This window comes from uncultured Zoogloea sp., assembly GCF_937894855.1.
Taxonomy (GTDB): Bacteria; Pseudomonadota; Gammaproteobacteria; order Burkholderiales; family Rhodocyclaceae; genus Zoogloea; species Zoogloea oryzae.
In genome coordinates this window covers 12,681-33,301 of sequence record NZ_CALAYQ010000204.1, presented here as the reverse complement: position 1 = coordinate 33,301, position 20,621 = coordinate 12,681, and the positions used below count along the sequence as shown (strand labels likewise).

Genomic DNA, 20,621 nt, shown 5'->3' with positions numbered 1-20,621 from the left:
TGCGCAGGATCATCCCGTCCTTGCGGTTCTTGCGCCAGCCGGCGACGAGGTCGAGATCCTCGCGCAGCAGGCGGCCGACCATCCGCGGGATGTCGATCGGGTCGTTCTGGAGGTCGCCGTCCATGGTGACGATCACGTCGCCGCGGGCGGCGTCGAGGCCGGCCTGCATGGCAGCGGTCTGCTTGAAGTTGCGCATCAGCGCCACGATGCGCACGTGCGGGCCGAGGCGGGCGGCGGCCTTCTCGAGGTTGGGGACGGTGTTGTCGGACGAGCCGTCGTCGACGATCACGACTTCCCACGGGTAGGGGTAGCCGTCGAGGGCCAGATGGATGCGCGCGAGGAGCGGATCCACGTTGTCTTCCTCGTTGTAGAGCGGCACCACCACAGACAGGCGATGGGGTAGCAGATCGGCGGGAATCTCCGCCTTGGCGGGCGGGAGCGGGGAATCGTATTGGGTGACGTCGGTCATGGTGGTCAGTCGGCTGAAGTTCGGGTGGGCGCCCCGTCGGCGGCGGACGAGGCGGATTGTATGTCGGACGGGGCGTCGGCGCGCGTTTCCGGTGCCGCTGGGGCAGGGAAAAGCCAGGCAATCGCCCCGGAGGTGACCGCGCAGGCGATCACGAAGAGATGCAGGGCCAGGGCCGCCTGCAGGCCGGCCTGGAGGGGCACGCCGCTGGGCAGCAGGGCTGCGGCGGCGCCGGCCTCGTAGGTGCCGAATCCGGCCACGCCCTGTATCGGGAGGATTGCGGCGAGTTCGGCCCCAAGGGCGCCGGCCGCGCCCACGTCGAGGGCGGCGGGGATCAGCGCGGCGAGCAGCCAAGCCTGGGCGGTGAGCTTCACCGTCCAGTTGGCGATGGTCCAAACCCAGCCGTAGCGGGCGTGCCTGGTGCTTTCCGCGAAGGCATCGCGCACCTTGGCGAACTTGGCGGTGAGGCCGCTGCCGTCGGCCCAGGCGTGGGGCGCTCGCGCCCAGCGGGGCAGCCACCAGGCCATCAGCAGCACGCCGGCCACGGCCAGTGCCTTGAGCGCAGGATGCAGGCCGGGCCACACCACGGCCGCGAGCGCCATCACCACGAAGGCATCTTGAAGGCGGAACCAGAACAGCGACGCAATCGCCCGGGGCAGCGGCACGCCAAAATTCTGCCGGAGCAGGATCGGGAAGGCCGCCTCGCCACCCCGGAAGGGCACGACGTTGATCATCGCGTTATGGATGAGGGTGATGCGCAGGCAGGTGCCGAAGCGTCCGCCGGCCTGGGCCCGGAATTCGTCGTAGATGCGCAGCGCGCGCAGCAGGTAGGAAAGGGCGAAGCCCGCCGCCGACAGGGCGAGAGACGGCCCGCTGAGGCGCTGGATCACCTCGCCAAGCCCGCGCCAGCGGCCGTCGGCCATCAGCCAGGCCAGCAGCCCCGCCGAGACGGCGATGGCGAGAAGTCGTTTGAGGTTCATGTGCGCGGCTCCCGGTCGTTCATCAGGGCTGCGGCGGCGCCGCCGATTCCCCAGGCGGCGAGGCTGATGCGGAACAGGCGCGCGTCCGGCTGGCCAAGGTCGATGAACAGCATCGCCAGGCTGGTGGCGAGGGCGATGGTGGCCATCACCCGGGCGCCGCGGGGCGAGTGGAGGAGATCAGTGCGGGTGGTGAGCCACGCGCCGACGGCGCCGGCAAGCCAGCCGCCGGCCGCCCCAGTGAGGATGTCGAGTGGCCAGTGGGCGCCGACGGCGATCCGGGAGAAGGCGACGAGGCTGGCGAGCAGCAGGCCGGCCAATCCGGCGCGCCAGCGGTTTTCAGGTTTCGGCCAGCTGAGGATGATCGCTGCAGCCACACAGAACGCGGTGACCGAGTGGCCCGACGGAAACGCATGGACGTAGAGCTTCTGGCCGATGAGGTTGAAGCTCTCGGGCTCCAGCACGCCGGCGGGGCGCATCACGTCGAAGTAACGCTTGCCGCCTTCGCTGAAGAGCATGGCGAGCGGCGCGCCGATGAACGCCGAGGCCAGCCAGCGCGGCTGGGTCTTGATGGTGGCGGCGAGGAGGGCGATGGCGCCGAGCACCGATCCGCAGACGGTGATCATGGCCCACAGGCGCGGCGGCAGGCTGCCGCTGGCGGCGTTGAGTTCGACGAACAGGCGCTGGTTGCTGTCGGCCAGGGCCACTGCGCCGGCAAACCCGGCGAGGACGAGCGCAGGCGCGAGCGCCCAACCCAGCGGGAAGGTGTCGCGGACAGGCATGTCGGCGTGGTCGGTGGAGGCGGGCAGGTGCAAGGCAGGTTCGTGCGACAAAACAGTGCAGTTTACCTGATACCAGGCCTGCCCCGAAACAGGCGTCAGGCGGCTCGCCCCGGGGTGCCGACGGCGGTCAGCTGGAGGCGGCGGCGTCCGGACTGCTTGGCCCGGTACATGGCCGCATCGGCGGCGCGGACCAGACTGTCCTGATCCTCCCCGTCATCCGGCGCGATGGAGAGGCCGATGCTGGCGGTGAGCGAGATTACGTGGCCCCTCACCTGGAAGGGGTGGTCGAACACGCCGAGCAGCCTTTCACCCAGAAAGGACAGGCTCTCGCGGTTGCCCACGTCAGGGAAGATGCCGACGAATTCGTCCCCGCCGGTGCGGGCGATCAGGTCGCTGATGCGCAGGGCGGATGTGAAGCGTTGGGCGATCTGGACGAGCAGCTCGTCGCCGACCGCGTGGCCGTAGGTGTCGTTGACCGGCTTGAAACCGTCGAGGTCGAGCGCTGCGACGCCAAGCACCAGCCCCTGCTTGCTGCTGCGGGCGAGTTCGCGGGTGAAGTAGCCTTCAAGAAAGCCCCGGTTGGGCAGGCCGGTGAGGGGGTCGTGGTTGGCCAGATGCTGGAGGCACTCGTTGGTGAGGTGACGGGCGGTGATGTCGAGGAGGGTGACGATGCGCAGCGGGCCTTTCTCGCTCTGGATCATCCCCGGTATGCGTTCAATGGCCAGCGGCATGCCGTCGGGGCGCTCCCCCGTCCAGACGCCGTCCTCCTCCTGGAGTATCTCGTCGAGGCGTTTGCCGCGCAGCTCGCGGCGCGGGCGGCCGAGCATCCGGCAGGCGGCCCGGTTGGCGTCGGCGATCTTGTCGGTGCTGCCGAGGATGCAGACCCCCGCGCCGATCTGGTTCATCATCGAGCGCATCAGCTGGCCGGAGCGCTCGAAGCGGCGGGTCTGGCGGATCAGCAGCGTGCCGACGATCACGAAGGCCAGCACGCTGGTGCCGAGGGCGAGGATCACCAGCCGCATGGCGGCGCGGCTCGCCTCGTCGCGTTTTTCGGCCAGATGGATGCCCAGCCCGGCGAGGGTGGGGCCGAGGGCGCGAAGTTCTTCGTAGGCGGTGCTGGAGCCCGGGGCGTGGGTGTGCAGGCGCAGGAAGCTGCTCCAGCGGACGATGGCGTCGGTGAGGGTGTGTCGGGTGTCAGCGGCTTCGATCGGGAAGAGATGGAAGACGGTACCGTCGAGCCCCTGCACCTCACCCCCGGTGCGCAGGCCCTGCAAGGCTGCGGTCAGCCACACGAACTGGGGGTCGGTGACGGTCGGGTTGTCGGGGAATTCGCTGCCGGACACGACGCTGGAACCGGCTGCCAGCCGCCACACGACGATGGTCGATTCGCGCACCAGCGCAACCTGGTCGGAGAGTTCGATCTGGTCGATGTTGCGTTCGTAGGCCAGGGCGAGGATCGCTCCTTCGATGGCGCAGAAGACCACCGCGATGGCCCAGAAAACGCGCGACGACAGGAAGTTGGAGCGACGGGTTGTCATGGGCCACGAATGTAAAATGGAGGCGACCGATAATTATCTCACATTCCGGCGCTTCCCATTTTGGCGGTTGTTGCAATGCGCCAATCAAACGCGCGGTCGGAGCACCGGCAGTGCTCGGGTATAATGCCCGGTCTTTACGTGTCTGGATCGCCGTTCACGCCCGATCCGGGCCGGTTTCAACTTCGCGCCCATCCCTGCCATGTCCGAAATCCTCAAGCTGCGCGGTGCGCCCGCCTTCTCCAGTTCCCGCCTTGCCCGGCTCAACGACGCGGTCAAATCCGCCCTGCCACGCCTGAAGGGGCTGGCGGCCGAGCACTGGTATTTCGCGGAGGTCAGTGCTCCGCTCGATGTGGACGAACTGGCCCGGCTCGCGGATCTGCTGGGCGCTCACCCGGAAGGCGACGCGCCGGCCGGTTCGATGCTGGTGGTCACGCCCCGTCTGGGCACCATTTCCCCGTGGTCCTCGAAGGCGACGGACATCGCTCATCAGTGCGGTTTCGACAAGGTCATCCGCGTCGAGCGCGGCACGGCGTTCTCCTTCGATGTGCGTGGCGTCCTCGACGCCCGCGACCGCGAAGCCGTCTTCCCGGTGATCCACGATCGCATGACCGAGTCGGTGCTCGACAACCCCGACGCCGCCCACGCGCTGTTCCACCACTATCAGCCGCAGGCGCTCACCACCGTCGACATCATCGCCAGCGGCCGCGACGCACTGGTGATCGCCAACTCCGAGCTGGGTCTGGCGCTGTCGGAAGACGAGATCGACTACCTGGTTGAAAACTTCACCCGTATGGGCCGCAACCCGACCGACGTCGAGCTGATGATGTTCGCCCAGGCGAACTCCGAGCACTGCCGCCACAAGATCTTCAACGCCGACTGGGTGATCGACGGCCGTCCGATGGAGAAGACCCTCTTCGGCATGATCCGCGAGACCCACAAGGCCCACCCGGAAGGCACCGTCGTCGCGTATTCCGACAACGCTTCGGTGATCGAAGGCGCGGCGGTGGACAAGCTCTACCCGGACGAGAACGGCGCCTGGCAGTTCCGCAACGAACTCACCCACATCCTGGCCAAGGTCGAGACTCACAACCACCCGACGGCGATCTCGCCCTTCCCGGGTGCGTCCACCGGCTCCGGCGGCGAGATCCGCGACGAAGGCGCCACCGGCCGCGGCTCCAAGCCCAAGGCGGGCCTCGCCGGCTTCTCGGTCTCCAACCTCGAGATCCCCGGTTTCGAGCAGCCCTGGGAGCGGCACTACGGCAAGCCCGAGCGCATCGCCTCGGCCCTCGACATCATGATCGAAGGCCCGCTGGGCGCCGCCGCCTTCAACAACGAATTCGGCCGTCCCAACCTTACCGGCTACTTCCGTACTTTCGAACAGAGCGTGCAGGACGAAGTGCGCGGCTACCACAAGCCGATCATGATCGCCGGCGGCCTGGGCAGCATCCAGGATCAGCAATCCTTCAAGATCAAGTTCGGCCCCGGCACGCTGCTGATCCAGCTGGGCGGCCCCGGCATGCTGATCGGCCTCGGCGGCGGCGCTGCCTCGTCGATGGCCACCGGCACCAACACCGCCGACCTCGACTTCGCCTCCGTCCAGCGCGGCAACCCCGAAATCCAGCGCCGCTGCCAGGAAGTCATCGACGCCTGCTGGCAGAAGGGTGAAGCCAACCCGATCCTGTCGATCCACGACGTGGGCGCCGGCGGCCTCTCCAACGCCTTCCCCGAGCTTGCCGATTCCGCCGAGCTGGGCGCCCGCTTCGAGCTGCGTGAAGTGCACATCGAAGAGCCGGGCATGAGCCCGCGCGAGATCTGGTCGAACGAATCCCAGGAACGCTACGTCCTGGCGATCGCCCCCGAGAGCCTGCCGGTCTTCCAGGCCATCTGCGAACGCGAGCGCTGCCCGTTCGCGGTGGTCGGCTCGGCTTCTGACGACGGCCATCTGGTCGTTTCCGACCGCCACTTCGACAACAAGCCGGTCGACATGGAAATGCAGGTGCTGCTGGGCAAACCGCCCAAGATGACCCGCAACGTGTCCAGCCGTCAGGTCTTCGTGCCGCCCTTCGACGTGACTGACATCAGCCTCGACGACGCCTGTCGCCGCGTGCTGTCGATGCCGGCCGTGGCCAGCAAGAACTTCCTCATCACCATCGGTGACCGCTCGGTGGGCGGCATGACCGCCCGCGACCAGATGGTCGGCCCGTGGCAGGTGCCGGTGGCCGACGTGGCCGTCACCACCATGAGCTTCCACGGCTACCTGGGTGAAGCCTTCGCGATGGGCGAGCGTACCCCGGTCGCCACGCTGGATGCGCCGGCCTCCGGCCGCATGGCCATCGGCGAATCCATCACCAACATCGCCGCCGCCGACATCCGTTCGCTGGGTGACGTGAAGCTCTCCGCCAACTGGATGGCCGCTGCCGGCCATCGGGGCGAGGACGTCAAGCTCTACAAGACGGTCGAGGCCGTGTCGCAGTTCTGCCAGCAGGCCGGCATCGCGATCCCGGTTGGCAAGGATTCCCTGTCGATGCGCACCGCCTGGCAGGACGAAGATGAATCCAAGCAGGTCGTCTCGCCGCTGTCGCTGATCGTCACTGCGTTCGCGCCGGTGCAGGACGTGCGCCGCACCCTCACGCCGCAGCTGCAGTTCCCGGAAGGCGTCGAGACCGAGCTGCTCCTCATCGACCTCGGCAACAACGCCAACCGCCTCGGTGGCTCGGTGCTGGCCCAGGCTTACAACTCGGTCGCCGAACACGCGCCGGACGTGGATGCCGCCCAGCTCAAGGCTTTCTTCGATCTGATCCAGCAATGGCGCAAGGATGACCTGATCCTCGCCTACCACGACCGCGCCGACGGTGGCCTCTTCGCCACCCTGTGCGAGATGGCCTTCGCCTCCAGGTGCGGCCTGTCGGTGATGCTCGATACGGTGGCCTACGACCAGTTCATGAATGACGTGGATGGCCTCGACAAGCGTCCGGATTCCCTCAAGGGTCGCTTCAACGACATGCTGTTCAAGGCGCTGTTTGCCGAAGAGCTGGGTGCCGTCATCCAGATCCGCCGTGAGGATCGCAGCCGCTTTACCGAGCCGCTGCGTGCCGCCGGTCTCAGCTACCACTTCGTGGGCGAGCCCAACGACCGTGACGAGCTGCGCTTCTGGCGCAACGCCAAGATCGTCTTTGCCGCGCCCCGCGCCGAGCTGCTGCAGACCTGGTCGGCCACCAGCTACCAGATCGCCCGCCTGCGCGACGATGCCGAATGCGCCAAGGAGGAATTCGAGGCCCTGGCCGATGTCGCCAACCCCGGCCTGTCGGTCAAGCTGAGCTTCGATCCGGCCGACGACATCGCCGCGCCGTTCATCATCACCGGTGCCCGTCCGAAGGTCGCAATCCTGCGTGAGCAGGGCGTGAACTCCCAGACCGAGATGGCCGCCGCCTTCGAGCGCGCGGGCTTTGCGCCCTTCGACGTGCACATGTCCGACCTTCAGGCCGGCCGCGTGCATCTGTCGAGCTTCAAAGGCCTCGCGGCCTGCGGTGGCTTCTCTTACGGCGACGTGCTGGGGGCAGGGCAGGGCTGGGCCAAGTCGATCCTGTTCAACCCGGCGCTGCGTTCGCAGTTCGAAGCCTTCTTCAACCGCGCCGACACCTTCGCGCTTGGCGTGTGCAACGGCTGCCAGATGATGTCCAACCTGGCCGAGATCATTCCGGGCGCCGATTGCTGGCCGCGCTTCCAGCGCAACCGCAGCGAGCAGTTCGAGGCCCGCTTCGTGATGGTCGAGGTGCAGGAAAGCCCGTCGATCCTGCTCGCCGGCATGGCGGGTAGCCGGATGCCGATCGTGGTCTCCCACGGCGAAGGTCGTGCGGTGTTCCAGGGTGTGGACGACAAGGACAATGCCAGGATCGCGCTGCGCTACGTGGACAACACCGGCGCCATCGCCACCCGTTACCCGTTCAACCCGAACGGCTCGCCCGATGGCATCACCGGCCTCACCACGCCGGATGGCCGCTTCACCATCATGATGCCGCACCCCGAGCGGACCGCCCGCACCGTGCAGATGAGCTGGCACCCGGCTGATCTGGGCGAGGATTCGCCGTGGCTGCGGATGTTCCGCAATGCGCGCAAGTGGGTCGGCTGATCGGCGGTTTGAGCTGTTGAAAACGAAACGAGGGGGCTTTGGCCCCCTCGTTTTTTTGTGCCCATCCGGCGCGTGCCAGACAAAAAGAAACCGGGCTGGGCCCGGTTTCTTGTACGACGCAACTTACATCCCCTGGTAGATCGGGCCTTCGCCCCCCTGGGGTGTGACCCAGTTGATGTTCTGGGTCGGGTCCTTGATGTCGCAGGTCTTGCAGTGCACGCAGTTCTGGGCGTTGATCTGCAGTTGCGGATTGTCGCCTTCAGGGCTGCGGACGATCTCATACACGCCGGCCGGGCAGTAGCGCTGCTCGGGCGCGTCGTACTTCGCCAGGTTGATGGCGATGGGCACCGAGGCGTCCTTCAGCTGCAGGTGACAGGGCTCGTCTTCCTCATGGTTGGTGTTGGAGAGGAAGACGGAAGACAGGCGGTCGAAGGTGAGCTTGCCGTCCGGCTTGGGATAGGCAATCGGGCTGCACTCGGCGGCCGGCTTGAGGGCCGTGTGATCGGCGTGGTTGTGGAGCGTCCAGGGCACCTTGCCGCCAAAGAGCACCTGCTCGGCGCCGAACAGGACGGAGCCGAGCCACAGGCCTTTCTTCATGTAGGGCTTGAAGTTGCGGGTCTTGTGGAGCTCGGCGTGGAGCCAGCTGCCCTTGAAGGCTTCCGGGTAGGCGCTGAGTTCATCCTGGCTGCGCTCGGCCGCGAGGGCGTCGTAGGCGGCCTCGGCGGCGAGCATGCCGGACTTCATCGCGGCGTGGGTGCCCTTGATGCGCGCGGCGTTGAGGAAGCCGGCGTCGTCACCGATCAGCGCGCCGCCCGGGAAGACCAGCTTGGGCTGGCTCTGCAGGCCACCGGCAGCGATGGCGCGGGCGCCGTAGGCGAGACGCTTGCCGCCTTCGAGGAACTTGCGGATTTCCGGGTGCGTCTTGTAACGCTGGAATTCCTCGAAGGGAGACAGGTAGGGATTGCTGTAGTTGAGGCCGACCACGAAGCCGACGGCGACGAGGTTGTCTTCCAGGTGATAGCAGAAACCGCCGCCATAGGTGGCGGTGTCCATCGGCCAGCCGGCGGTGTGCACCACCAGGCCTTGGACGTGCTGGGCCGCGGGGATCTCCCACAGCTCCTTGATGCCGATGCCGTAGGTCTGCGGGTCGACGCCGTCGCGCAGGTTGAAGCGGGCTTCGAGTTCCTTGCCCAGGTGGCCGCGGCAGCCTTCGGCAAACAGGGTGTACCTGGCGCGCAGTTCCATGCCCGGCTGGAAGTTGGGGCCCTGGGTGCCGTCCTTCAGCACGCCCATGTCGCCGGTGATGACGCCGGCGACTGCGCCTTTGTCGTCGAACAGCAGCTGGGCGCCGGCAAAGCCGGGGTAGACCTCGACGCCCATGGCTTCGGCCTGTTCGCCCAGCCACTTGGCGAGGTTACCGAGGCGGACGATGTAGTTGCCGTCGTTGTGGAACGAATCTGGCAGCAGGCCGTTGGGCACCTGGCGGCCGCCGGTTTCCGACAGGAAGATCACGCGGTCTTCGGTGACCGGCGTGTTGAGCGGTGCGCCGCGTTCCTTCCAGTCGGGGAAGAGTTCGTTGATGGCGCAGGGGTCGACCACCGCGCCGGAGAGGATGTGGGCGCCGATCTCGGCGGCCTTTTCGATCAGGCAGACGGAAAAGTCCTGACCTTTTTCTGCTGCAAGCTGCTTGAGCCGGATCGCTGCCGAGAGGCCAGCCGGGCCTCCGCCGACGATCAGGACGTCGAATTCCATGGAATCGCGTTCCATCGCTGTCACCTCCTGAGTTGTTTTGATTTGTTCTCTGTCTGCGCACAGCCCGCGCATTCTCCTTCTCCCGATGGCGCTGGCAGGGCTGCTGCAGCATGGGAGATGGCAGGCAACATACGCAAGCGTATGTTACATTGAGTCGGCCCGCGCGGGGCAGTTGTATAGCATCCTGCCGGGCACTGCAATCAAAAAACAACGGATGGAGAGACAGCCTGAAATGAACGACCCGACCCCGCACGCACACCCTGACCGAAAACTGCTTCTGACCACCCGCATCCCGGTGCGCTGGGGGGACATGGACGCCTACGGTCACGTGAACAACACGGTGTATTTCCGCTACTGCGAACAGGCGCGGGTGGAGTGGCTGGAGCAGTCCGGCTCTGCCGTCACGCCCGACAACCCGGTGGCTCCGGTGATCATCAACGCCTGTTGCACCTTCCTCATTCCCATCAACTATCCCGCCACCGTGGTGCTGCGGATGTACGGCGGTGAGCCGGGGCGCAGCAGCGTGATGACGTGGTACGAACTGGGCGTGGAAGGCGACGAGCGCATCTACGCCGAGGGTTCGTCCAAGGTGGTGTGGATGGACCCCCGGACCGGCAAGTCGGTGCCGCTCCCCGAGGACATCCGCGCCGAGGTAAGCTGAGCAGCTTGAGTGCCAACGGAACCGGACGTCGAGCCGGAATCCGCATATAAGACAAGGTAAGAGGAGAAGTTCATGAGTTATCCCATCGCCGAGCGCCCGCTGTGGGTGCCGGACACCGCCCGCATCGCGGACGCCAACATCACCGCCTTCACCCGCCAGGCTGAGGCCCGCTGGGGCCGCAGCTTTGCCGATTACGCCGCGCTGCATGCGTGGTCCATCGATCAGCCCGCCGAGTTCTGGACGTCGATCTGGGAATACGGCGAGGTGAAGGGCAGCCGGGGCGATGTCGTCCTCGAGGACGGCGACCGCATGCCTGGCGCCCGCTGGTTTCCCGGCGCGCGCCTCAACTTCGCCGAGAACCTCCTGCGCCAGCGGGACGACAGCGACGCGCTGGTGTTCTGGGGTGAGGATCGCGTTCATAACCGTCTCTCCCATGGCGACCTCTATCGTCAGGTGGCGCACTTTGCCGCAGCGCTGACGGACATGGGCGTGGAGCCGGGCGACCGGGTGGCGGCGTGGATGCCGAACCTGCCCGAAACCATCGTGGTGATGCTGGCGGCGACCAGCATCGGGGCGATCTTCTCGTCCGCGTCGCCGGATTTCGGTGTGCAGGGTGTGCTGGATCGCTTCGGCCAGATCGAACCCAAGGTGCTGGTGGCCGTGGATGGCTACTACTACAACGGGAAGATCGTGGATTGCCTGGATCGTCTCGCGGCGATCACCGACGGGCTGCCGTCGGTCAAGCGGGTGGTGGTGGTGCCTTACGTGCATGCAAAGCACGATCTTTCTCACGTGCATCACGCGCGCGTGCTGGCGGAGTTCGTCAAACCCTTCCTGGCCGAGACGGAGATTCCCTTCGTGCGGCTGCCCTTCGAGCATCCGCTCTACATCATGTATTCGTCGGGCACCACGGGCGTGCCCAAGTGCATCGTGCACTGCGCTGGCGGGGTGCTGCTGCAGCATCTCAAGGAGCTCAAGCTCCACGGCGACGTGAAGCCGGGCGACAAGCTGTTCTATTTCACCACCTGCGGCTGGATGATGTGGAACTGGCTGGTCTCGGGCCTGGCGGTCGGTGCGACGCTGCTGCTGTACGACGGCTCACCGATGATCGGCAACGGGGCGATTCTCTTCGACTACGCCCAGTCCGAAGGGATGACTCACTTCGGCACCTCCGCCAAGTTCATCGACGGCATCGCCAAGGCGGGATTGCGTCCGGGTTCCACCCACAACCTCACCAAACTGCGGGCGATGTTCTCCACCGGCAGTCCGCTGGTGCCGGAGGGCTTCGAGTACGTCTATCGCGAGATCAAGGCCGACCTCTGCCTGTCGTCGATCTCGGGCGGCACCGACATCGTGTCGTGCTTCGTCCTCGGCAATCCCACGCTGCCGGTTTACGCCGGCGAGATCCAGTGCAAAGGCCTGGGCATGGCGGTGGATGTGTTCGACGAGACCGGTACGCCGGTGCGCAGCGAGAAGGGCGAGCTGGTGTGCACGCGCCCCTTCCCGGTGATGCCGATCGGCTTCTGGAAGGACGACGACGGCGCCAGATACCGCGCTGCGTACTTCGCGCGCTTCGACAACGTGTGGTGCCACGGCGACTACTCCGAGATCACCGCCCACGACGGGCTGATCATCTACGGACGCTCCGACGCGACCCTCAACCCGGGCGGCGTGCGCATCGGCACCGCCGAGATCTACCGTCAGGTGGAAAAGCTCGAAGAGGTGGTCGAATCCCTGGTGATCGGCCAGCAGTGGCCGCCGGGCGATGCCGCCGATGTGCGGGTGGTGCTGTTCGTCAAGCTGCGTGAGGGCCTTGCCCTCGACGACGCGCTGATCGCCCGAGTCCGCCAGACCATCCGCGACAACACCACTCCGCGCCACGTGCCCGCCAAGGTGGTGCAGGTGAAGGACATCCCGCGCACCAAGAGTGGCAAGATCGTGGAACTGGCCGTGCGCTCCGTGGTGCATGGCGAGCCTGTGAAGAACGTCGAGGCGCTGGCCAATCCGGCGGCGCTGGACGAGTTCCGCGCGCGGCCTGAACTGCAATCCTGACCCAGGGGGAGGTGCGTCGATGTTGATGGATCGTCACAAGAGTAGCCTGCTGATCGTCGATGTGCAGGCGCGCCTGCTGCCAGCGATTGCAGATGGCGAGGCGGTGCTGGGCAACTGCATCTGGCTCGCCGGCGTCGCCCGGCGGGTTGGGGTGCCGGTGGTGGTTTCCGAGCAGTATCCGGAAGGCCTCGGCCGCACCGCTGAGCCGCTGCTGGCGGCGGTGGGCGATGCGCCGGTCGTCACCAAGACGCACTTCTCCTGCGTGGCCGACGGCTGCCTGGAGGGCACCGCCGTGGATTCGCGCCGACAGGTGGTGGTGGTCGGCACCGAAGCCCACGTGTGCGTGCTGCAGACGGTGCTGGAGCTGCGCTGGCAGGGCAAGGAGGTCTTCGTGGTGGCGGATGCGGTCGGTTCCCGCAAGCCGGCCGACCGGGAAGCCGCCCTGGCCCGCATGCGCAGCCACGGGATCGAGGTTGTCACCCGCGAAATGGTGGCTTTCGAATGGCTGCACGAGAGCGCCACCGACCTGTTTCGGGAAGTAAACCGGGATTTCATCCGGGACAACTAGCGGTTTGATGTCACGACCGGGGGCTTCGCCCGTTGAAGAGAGGGGGGTGGATCGGCTATTATTCCCCTTTCCAGAAGTCCCCCGTGTCATGACCAAATACGTCTTTGTTACCGGTGGTGTCGTGTCCTCTCTGGGCAAGGGCATCGCTGCAGCCTCCCTCGGGGCGATTCTCGAATCCCGCGGCATCAAGGTTACCCACCTCAAGCTCGACCCCTACATCAACGTCGACCCCGGCACGATGAGCCCCTTCCAGCATGGGGAAGTCTTCGTGACCGAGGATGGTGCCGAAACCGACCTCGACCTCGGCCACTACGAGCGCTTCACCAGCGCCAAGATGAGCAAGCGCAACAACTTCACCACCGGCCAGATCTACGAGGCGGTGATCAAGAAGGAACGGCGCGGCGAATATCTCGGCAAGACAGTGCAGGTCATCCCCCACATCACCGACGAGATCAAGACCTACGTCAAGCGTGGCGCCGAAGGTGCCGACGTGGCGATCGTCGAAGTGGGCGGTACTGTCGGCGACATCGAGTCGCTGCCCTTCCTGGAGGCCATCCGCCAGATGGGCATCGAGGAAGGCCGTCAGGGCACCTGTTTCATCCATCTCACGCTGTTGCCCTACATCCCGACCGCCGGTGAGCTCAAGACCAAGCCCACCCAGCACTCGGTGAAGGAACTGCGCGAGATCGGCATCCAGCCCGACATCCTGCTGTGCCGTGCCGATCGTTCCGTTCCGGCCGACGAGCGCCGCAAGATCGCGCTTTTCTGCAACGTGATGCCCGAAGCCGTCATCGAATGTCTCGATGCCGATTCGATCTACCGCATCCCGGGCATGCTGCACGACCAGATGCTCGACGAGATCGTCTGCCACAAGCTGGGCATCCTCGCCCGTGCGGCCGATCTGTCGATCTGGGAGCGCCTGATCGACGCCCTGCAGAACCCGCAGAACAGCCTCGACATCGCCTTCGTCGGCAAGTATGTCGACCTGACCGAGTCCTACAAGTCGCTGATCGAAGCCCTCAACCACGCCGGGATGCACACCCGCAGCAAGGTGAACATCCACTACCTGGATTCCGAGGACATCGAGAAGAACGGTTGCGACGTGCTCAAGTCGATGGATGCGATCCTCGTGCCCGGTGGCTTCGGCCGTCGTGGTACCGAAGGCAAGATCGCCGCGATCCGTTATGCCCGCGAGAACAAGGTGCCTTATCTGGGCATCTGCCTCGGCATGCAGCTGGCGGTCGTCGAGTTCGCCCGTGACGTGGCCGGCATGAACGGCGCCCACAGTACCGAGTTTGACAAACACACCGGCTTCCCGGTCATCGGCCTCATCACCGAATGGCACGACGCCTCCGGCAAGGTCGAGAAGCGTGGTGAGGATTCCGATCTGGGCGGCACGATGCGTCTGGGCGGCCAGGTCTGCAACCTGTCCGAAGGCTCCCTGGCCCGCGAGGTGTACGGCAAGGCCGAGATCACCGAGCGCCACCGCCACCGCTACGAAGTGAACAACACCCTGCTGGCCAAGCTCGAAGAGCAGGGTCTGCGGGTCGCCGGTCGCGCGCCGGGCACCGACCTGTGCGAGATGATCGAGCTGCCGTCCGACGTCCATCCGTGGTTCGTGGGCTGCCAGTTCCATCCGGAGTTCACCTCCAACCCGCGTAACGGCCACCCGCTGTTCACCGCCTTCGTCAAGGCAGCGCTCGCTCACCAGCAGGGCAAGTAAAAGGAAACCCCATGAAACTCTGCGGCTTCGACGTCGGCATCGACAAACCCTTCTTCCTCATCGCCGGTCCCTGCGTCATCGAGTCCCGCGAGATGGCCTTCGAGACCGCCACGGCGCTCAAGGACATCTGTGGCGAACTGGGCATCCCGTTCATCTACAAGTCCAGCTACGACAAGGCGAACCGCAGTTCCGGCAAGTCGTTTCGTGGCATGGGCATGGAGAAGGGCCTCGAGATCCTCGCCGAAGTCCGTGAGAAGGTCGGTGTGCCCGTCCTCACCGACGTGCACACCGAAGCCGAAGTGCCCCACGTGGCGGCCGTCGTCGATGTGCTGCAGACCCCGGCCTTCCTGTGCCGCCAGACTGACTTCATCCACGCGGTCGCGGCGTCCGGCAAGCCGGTGAACATCAAGAAGGGCCAGTTCCTCGCCCCGGGCGACATGAAGAACGTCGTCGACAAGGCCCGCGAGGCCAACGGCGGCGCCGACACCATCATGGTGTGCGAGCGCGGTGCGTCCTTCGGCTACAACAACCTGGTGTCCGACATGCGCTCCCTGGCGATCATGCGAGATACCGGCTGTCCGGTGGTCTTCGATGCCACCCACTCGGTCCAGCTGCCGGGCGGGCAGGGCACGGTTTCCGGCGGCCAGCGCGAGTTCGTGCCGGTGCTGGCGCGGGCGGCGGTCGCCGTCGGCATTGCCGGCCTGTTCATGGAAACCCACCCCGATCCTGCCAAGGCCTTCTCCGACGGCCCCAACGCGTGGCCGCTGCCCAAACTCAAGGCTCTGCTCTCGACCCTCAAGGCGATCGACGCGCTGGTCAAGGGTGAGGGTTTTGAAGAGCTGAAAGGCTGAGCCCGCAGGCGATTTTCCGGTTTCGAAGTTAGAGGCGGCCGGAAGGTCGCCGCTGTAAATTCAGTGATAAGAAAGGAAGTTCATGAGCGCCATTGTTGATGTCATTGCCCGCGAGGTCCTCGATTCCCGCGGCAATCCCACGGTTGAAGCCGATGTGCTGCTGGAATCCGGCGTGATGGGCCGTGCCGCCGTGCCGTCCGGCGCGTCCACCGGCTCCCGCGAAGCCATCGAGCTGCGTGACGGCGATGCCGCCCGCTACCTGGGCAAGGGCGTGCTGCAGGCGGTCGAGAACGTCAATACCGAAATCTCCGAAGCGCTGATCGGCCTCGACGCGGAAGAGCAGGCCTTCATCGACAAGACCCTGATCGACCTGGACGGCACCGACAACAAGTCGCGCCTGGGCGCCAACGCGCTGCTGGCCGTGTCCATGGCCGTGGCCAAGGCTGCCGCTGAAGAAGCCGGCCTGCCGCTGTATCGTTACTTCGGTGGTTCCGGCGGCATGGCCATGCCGGTGCCGATGATGAACGTCATCAACGGTGGCGCCCACGCCAACAACTCCCTGGACATCCAGGAATGCATGATCATGCCGGTCGGCGTGAAGAGCTTCCGCGAAGCCCTGCGCTGCGGCGCCGAGATCTTCCATCACCTCAAGAAGCTCACCGACAAGAAGGGCTACCCCACCACCGTCGGCGACGAAGGCGGTTTTGCCCCGAACGTCTCGGGCACCGATGAAGCCCTCAACATGATCCTCGAAGCCGCCGCCAACGCCGGCTACGAGCCGGGCCGCGACATCGTCCTGGCCCTCGACTGCGCCGCCTCCGAGTTCTACAAGAACGGCAAGTACGAGCTGGTCGGCGAAGGCCTGTCGCTGACGTCCGAAGGCTTCACCGATTACCTCGCCACCCTGGCCGACAAGTTCCCGATCATCTCGATCGAAGACGGTATGGCCGAAGGTGACTGGGCTGGCTGGAAGCACCTGACCGACCGCCTCGGCAAGAAGGTTCAGATCGTCGGTGACGACCTCTTCGTGACCAACACCCGCATCCTGAAGGAAGGCATCGACAAGGGCATCGCCAACTCGATCCTCATCAAGATCAACCAGATCGGCACCCTGACCGAAACCTTCGCCGCCGTCGAGATGGCCAAGCGTGCCGGTTACACTGCGGTGATCTCCCACCGTTCCGGTGAAACCGAAGACTCCACCATCGCCGACATCTCGGTGGGTCTGAACGCCATGCAGATCAAGACCGGTTCCCTGTCCCGTTCCGATCGCATCTCCAAGTACAACCAGCTGCTGCGCATCGAGGAAGATCTCGGCGATACCGCCTTCTACCCGGGCCTGTCGGCTTTCTACAACCTGCGTAACCGCTAAGTTGTAGCCTGGGGCCGGCCGCCCGGTCGGCCCCGTTTTCCTGTTCTGCTCCCATGCGTTGGCCTACCCTCATCCTCGCCTTGCTCGTGCTTGCCTTGCAGTATCCGCTATGGATCGGCAAGGGCGGTTGGCTGCGTGTCTGGGACGTGGAAAAGCAGCTCGCGGCCCAGAAAGAGGGCAATCGCAAGCTGGAACAGCGAAACACCGGTCTCGATGCCGAGGTGCGTGATCTCAAGACAGGCTACGAAGCCGTCGAGGAACGAGCCCGTTTCGAGCTCGGTCTGACCAAGCCGGACGAAGTCTTCGTCCAGACTCCCCAGCAAAAATAAGTGGTTTGAAGTGAAGTTCACCCGGCCCGTCGGGCAGGGATGCGTTCGTTCGTGTGTCGGGTGATCGGGCGCGGGATCAACCCGCCTTGCGGCTCATCGCTTCGATGGCTGCGAGCAAGCCGACGGTGGAGCCGTCGCGCTGGCGGTCGGAGCTGGCCTCGATGTCCCGGGCCATGTTCTTGCCCAGCTCCACGCCGTACTGATCAAAGCTGTTGATGCCCCAGATCCAGCCCTGAACGAAGACCTTGTGCTCGTAGAGCGCCAGGATCTGCCCGAGGGTGAAGGGTGTGACCGACGGCATCAGCAGCGTGGTGCTGGGCTGGTTGCCGGCGCACACCAGATGGGGTGCGAGACGCTCCACCTCGGCATCGTCGATGCCACGGGCGCGCAGTTCGGCGCGGGCTTCGTCCAGCGTGCGACCCAGCATCAGCGCGGCGGACTGGGCCAGGGCGTTGCCGAACAGGCTGCGGTCGGTGGCCGAAGGCGTTGCGCAGATGGGCAGCACGAAGTCGAACGCCACCTTTCGGGTGCCCTGGTAGAACAGCTGGTGGTAAGCGTGCTGGCCCACGGTGCCGGGGCCGCCGAAGATGATCGGCGCCGTCTGCCAGCTCACCGGTTGCCCCTGGTGATCCACCGACTTGCCGTTGCTTTCCATCTCCAGCTGCTGAAGATAGGCCGGCAGGCTGCGCAGGCGGTGGCTGTAGGGCAGCACCGCGTGGCCGTCGAGCCCGAGGAAGGTGGCGTTCCAGATGCCGAGGAGGGCGGTGATCACCGGCAGGTTGGCGGCGAACGGGGCGCTGGCGAAGTGGGTGTCCATGCTGCGACCGCCGGCGAGGAAGTCGTCGAAGACCTCGGTGCCGAACGCCAGCATCAGCGGCAGGCCGATGGCCGACCATACCGAAAAACGTCCGCCGATCCATTCGGGCATCGGGAAGGTGGTGTCTTCGGCGATGCCGAAGGCAACGGCCGCGGCCACGTTGTTGCTGATCGCCACGAAATGCCGGCTGTGGTCTGCATCGGCGCCCAGTGCGGCGGCCAGCCAGGCACGCGCGGCGCGGGCATTGAAGAGCGTCTCGGCGGTGGAGAAGCTCTTCGAGGCGACGATGAACAGGGTTTCGGCCGGGTTGGCGCGGTCGAGGATCGCGCGGATCTCGGTGTCGTCCACGTTTGCGGCGAACGACAGTTCAAGCCGCGTCGGCTGCGACGGGGAGAAGGCTTCGGCGAGGAGACGCGGACCAAGATCCGAACCACCGATGCCCAGATGCACCACGTGGCGGATCGGCTGGCCGGTAGCGCCCACGAATTCGCCGGCGTGCACCTGCGCCACGAAGGTATCGAGGCGCTTGCGGGTGGCGGCGATCTCAGCCCGGGCTGCGGCCGGCGTGAGTTCGAACATGCGCGCAGCGCAGTGCAGGGCGGCGCGATTTTCGGTGAAATTGACCGGCTCGCCGGACAGCATCGCGGCGATGCCATCCTTCAGTCCGGCCTCGTCGGCGAGGGCGAGCAGTTCGGCCATCGCCGACGACGTGATGCGCTGCTTGGAGTAATCGAGCAGAAGGCCGTCGGCAGCACACGAGAAGCGCTCGAAGCGCGTCGCATCACCCGCGAAGAGATCGCGCATGGTGGTGTCGCCAATGGCATCACGGTGGCCTTGCAGGGCCTGGGCTGCGCGGCTCGCGTCGAGCCGGAAATGGGCGCGATCAGTCACGGTTGTAGAGTTTGAAGGTCTCGGCCTTGCGGCCGCAACCGAGGCGCCGCTCCCAGATCAGACTCCCTTCGCCACGGACCTTCTGAGCCTGGCTGCTGGTGGCGTAGGTGAGCAGCAGCTTGCACTCGCCGCCACTGGCATTGGGCACCGTGCGGATGCCGGCGAAGTAGTCGAGGGCGGCCCGCTGGGTGTCACCCAGGCCGCGTCGTGCGATGCAGCTGGTGGGCTGGCCCGCCAGGGCAACCTTCAGCTCGGCGGCAACGGGCTGGTAGTTCTTGGTGTAGGCAAACCAGGGCTGCCACAGGATGACGGCAAGGCACCACAGCAGCGTGATGCCGAACGCCCAGTTGGTGGTGCCGCGGGCGGGCGTTCGGCGCACGAACAGCGGCATGACCAGCAGCGCAATGCTGATGAGCACGCCGATCAGCGTTCCGCCGACCAGGCTGTCGCGGGGGAAATCCGGGGCCATCTTGGCGACCGAACGGGCAAGGCCCGGCGGCCAACCGAAGTGCAGCGCGCTCCATCCCGCCCACACCAGCAGGGCGAAGAAGGCGAAAGCCATGATGCCGAACCAGTCGAAGGCGTTCGCTGCGCCCCGGCGCAGGCTGGAGACGCCCAGGGCAGCGAGCAGCGCCAGCGGCGGCAGCACCGGCAGCATGTTGGCCGGGCGCAGGTTGCCGGTGGTGGCAACCAGCAGGATCGCCAGCAGGCTGGCCATGAGCGGAAGCGCCAGCGGTGGCGTGGCCAGGGTGTGCCGGTTGCGCCACACCGCCCAGCCGGCGATCGGCCACAGGGGCCAGGCGAACCAGCCGGCCAGCTGGAGCAGCTTGCCGAAATCGGCCAGATGGTAGGCGTGGGGCGTGTTGGTGGTGAGTTCGTTGGCCCACCAGGCGGCGAGGGCGTCGGGGTTGGACACGGCGACCGAGCCCAGCCATGCGCCGGCGATCGCGCAGGCTGTCATCAGACCAAGGGCGATGCCGGTGACGACGGTGCGGTTGCGGCAGCTGGGGCACAGCATGGGTGCGACCAGCAGCACGGGCACGGTGAGCACCACGCCGGGCAGGCCGCCGGCAAGGAAGGCGAGCCCACTGCCAAGACCGGCCTGGAGCCCGCCGCGGATCGGACGTTCGGCCAGCTGACCAAGGCCGGCGTAACACACGGCCATGCCGGCGAGCTGGGCGAGGATGGGCTGGGTTTCGTGGGCGTGGACGACGAGGCCGACGGCGCCGAGGGCCAGCAGGATCGCCGGCGCGAAGGCGGTTTCGCCATACAGGCGACGGGCGGCGATGCCTGTCCAGTAAAGGAAGGCGGCGGTGAACAGGCTGCTGGCGAGGCGGGCTGCGTCGTGGATCGGCAGCAGGCCGCCGAGGAGCTTGGCCAGGATGGCGCCGGCCCAGTAGTAGAGCGGCGGGAAGTCGTGGAAGGCTTCGCCGGCGATCTCGGGCATCAGCCAGCTGCCACGGGTCAGGATGGCGTGGATCGGGCCCAGGTGGGTGAGATCGTCACCCCGCCACGGTAGATGCCCGGTGGTGCCCACCAGCAGATAGACGGCGATGAGCACGGCCAGAGGCCAGCCGGTAACCGGCGCCGGCAGGGAAAGGCGGGGGGCGTCGTGGGGCATGGGTGCTCGATCTGAGGGCGGTGGGTGTGCAACCGGCAATAAAAAAGGCAGCCTCGGCTGCCTTTTTCGGACGATGCCGGCGTTGGGCGAAT

The 20,621-nt window shown here is 66.2% G+C and carries 15 protein-coding genes; 8 read left to right on the top strand and 7 right to left on the bottom strand.

Annotated elements, in window-relative coordinates; translation table 11 throughout:
* From Q0672_RS21880 to Q0672_RS21865, 4 genes are all read right to left on the bottom strand, one after another.
* A partial coding sequence (locus tag Q0672_RS21880; protein WP_298625918.1) for a glycosyltransferase family 2 protein occupies positions 1 to 469 on the bottom strand: 469 nt, incomplete at its 3' end.
* A gap of 5 nt (positions 470 to 474) precedes the next feature.
* Complete coding sequence (locus Q0672_RS21875; protein WP_298625915.1) at positions 475 to 1,446, bottom strand: lysylphosphatidylglycerol synthase transmembrane domain-containing protein; 972 nt, start codon at positions 1,444 to 1,446, stop codon at positions 475 to 477.
* Entirely contained in the window at positions 1,443 to 2,258 is an 816-nt protein-coding gene (locus tag Q0672_RS21870) for a phosphatase PAP2 family protein (RefSeq protein WP_298625912.1), read from the bottom strand. The genes Q0672_RS21875 and Q0672_RS21870 overlap by 4 nt, the downstream gene beginning before the upstream one ends.
* Positions 2,259 to 2,320: 62 nt before the next feature.
* Positions 2,321 to 3,763: a sensor domain-containing diguanylate cyclase gene (locus Q0672_RS21865; RefSeq protein ID WP_298625909.1), complete on the bottom strand. Its 1,443-nt coding sequence runs from the start codon at positions 3,761 to 3,763 to the stop codon at positions 2,321 to 2,323.
* Positions 3,764 to 3,962: 199 nt separating this feature from the next.
* On the opposite strand from Q0672_RS21865, the gene purL reads away from it, so the two are divergent.
* Positions 3,963 to 7,892: a phosphoribosylformylglycinamidine synthase gene (gene purL, locus Q0672_RS21860; protein WP_298625906.1), complete on the top strand. Its 3,930-nt coding sequence runs from the start codon at positions 3,963 to 3,965 to the stop codon at positions 7,890 to 7,892.
* A gap of 123 nt (positions 7,893 to 8,015) precedes the next feature.
* On the opposite strand, the gene Q0672_RS21855 is transcribed toward purL, so the two are convergent.
* Positions 8,016 to 9,659: an electron transfer flavoprotein-ubiquinone oxidoreductase gene (locus Q0672_RS21855; RefSeq protein ID WP_153161025.1), complete on the bottom strand. Its 1,644-nt coding sequence runs from the start codon at positions 9,657 to 9,659 to the stop codon at positions 8,016 to 8,018.
* A gap of 217 nt (positions 9,660 to 9,876) precedes the next feature.
* On the opposite strand from Q0672_RS21855, the gene Q0672_RS21850 reads away from it, so the two are divergent.
* From Q0672_RS21850 to ftsB, 7 genes are all read left to right on the top strand, one after another.
* Positions 9,877 to 10,305, top strand: coding sequence for a thioesterase family protein (locus Q0672_RS21850; RefSeq protein WP_298625903.1), 429 nt, complete (start codon positions 9,877 to 9,879; stop codon positions 10,303 to 10,305).
* A 72-nt stretch (positions 10,306 to 10,377) separates the two neighbouring features.
* Positions 10,378 to 12,357 (top strand): acetoacetate--CoA ligase, encoded by a 1,980-nt coding sequence (locus Q0672_RS21845; protein WP_298625900.1) that lies wholly within the window; start codon positions 10,378 to 10,380, stop codon positions 12,355 to 12,357.
* Positions 12,358 to 12,376: 19 nt separating this feature from the next.
* Positions 12,377 to 12,925: a hydrolase gene (locus Q0672_RS21840; protein WP_298625898.1), complete on the top strand. Its 549-nt coding sequence runs from the start codon at positions 12,377 to 12,379 to the stop codon at positions 12,923 to 12,925.
* An 88-nt stretch (positions 12,926 to 13,013) separates the two neighbouring features.
* Positions 13,014 to 14,648 (top strand): CTP synthase, encoded by a 1,635-nt coding sequence (locus tag Q0672_RS21835; RefSeq protein ID WP_284186525.1) that lies wholly within the window; start codon positions 13,014 to 13,016, stop codon positions 14,646 to 14,648.
* A gap of 11 nt (positions 14,649 to 14,659) precedes the next feature.
* Positions 14,660 to 15,499, top strand: a complete 840-nt coding sequence (gene kdsA / locus Q0672_RS21830) for a 3-deoxy-8-phosphooctulonate synthase (protein ID WP_153161030.1) — start codon at positions 14,660 to 14,662, stop codon at positions 15,497 to 15,499.
* Positions 15,500 to 15,581: 82 nt separating this feature from the next.
* Entirely contained in the window at positions 15,582 to 16,871 is a 1,290-nt protein-coding gene (eno, locus tag Q0672_RS21825; RefSeq protein WP_153161031.1) for a phosphopyruvate hydratase, read from the top strand.
* A 53-nt stretch (positions 16,872 to 16,924) separates the two neighbouring features.
* Positions 16,925 to 17,200, top strand: coding sequence for a cell division protein FtsB (gene ftsB, locus Q0672_RS21820; protein ID WP_153161032.1), 276 nt, complete (start codon positions 16,925 to 16,927; stop codon positions 17,198 to 17,200).
* A gap of 76 nt (positions 17,201 to 17,276) precedes the next feature.
* Here ftsB and pgi read toward each other — a convergent pair whose 3' ends face one another.
* Complete coding sequence (gene pgi / locus Q0672_RS21815; protein ID WP_298625892.1) at positions 17,277 to 18,908, bottom strand: glucose-6-phosphate isomerase; 1,632 nt, start codon at positions 18,906 to 18,908, stop codon at positions 17,277 to 17,279.
* Positions 18,901 to 20,529: a hypothetical protein gene (locus Q0672_RS21810; protein WP_298625889.1), complete on the bottom strand. Its 1,629-nt coding sequence runs from the start codon at positions 20,527 to 20,529 to the stop codon at positions 18,901 to 18,903. The genes pgi and Q0672_RS21810 overlap by 8 nt, the downstream gene beginning before the upstream one ends.
* Between the last annotated feature and the right edge of the window lie 92 nt (positions 20,530 to 20,621).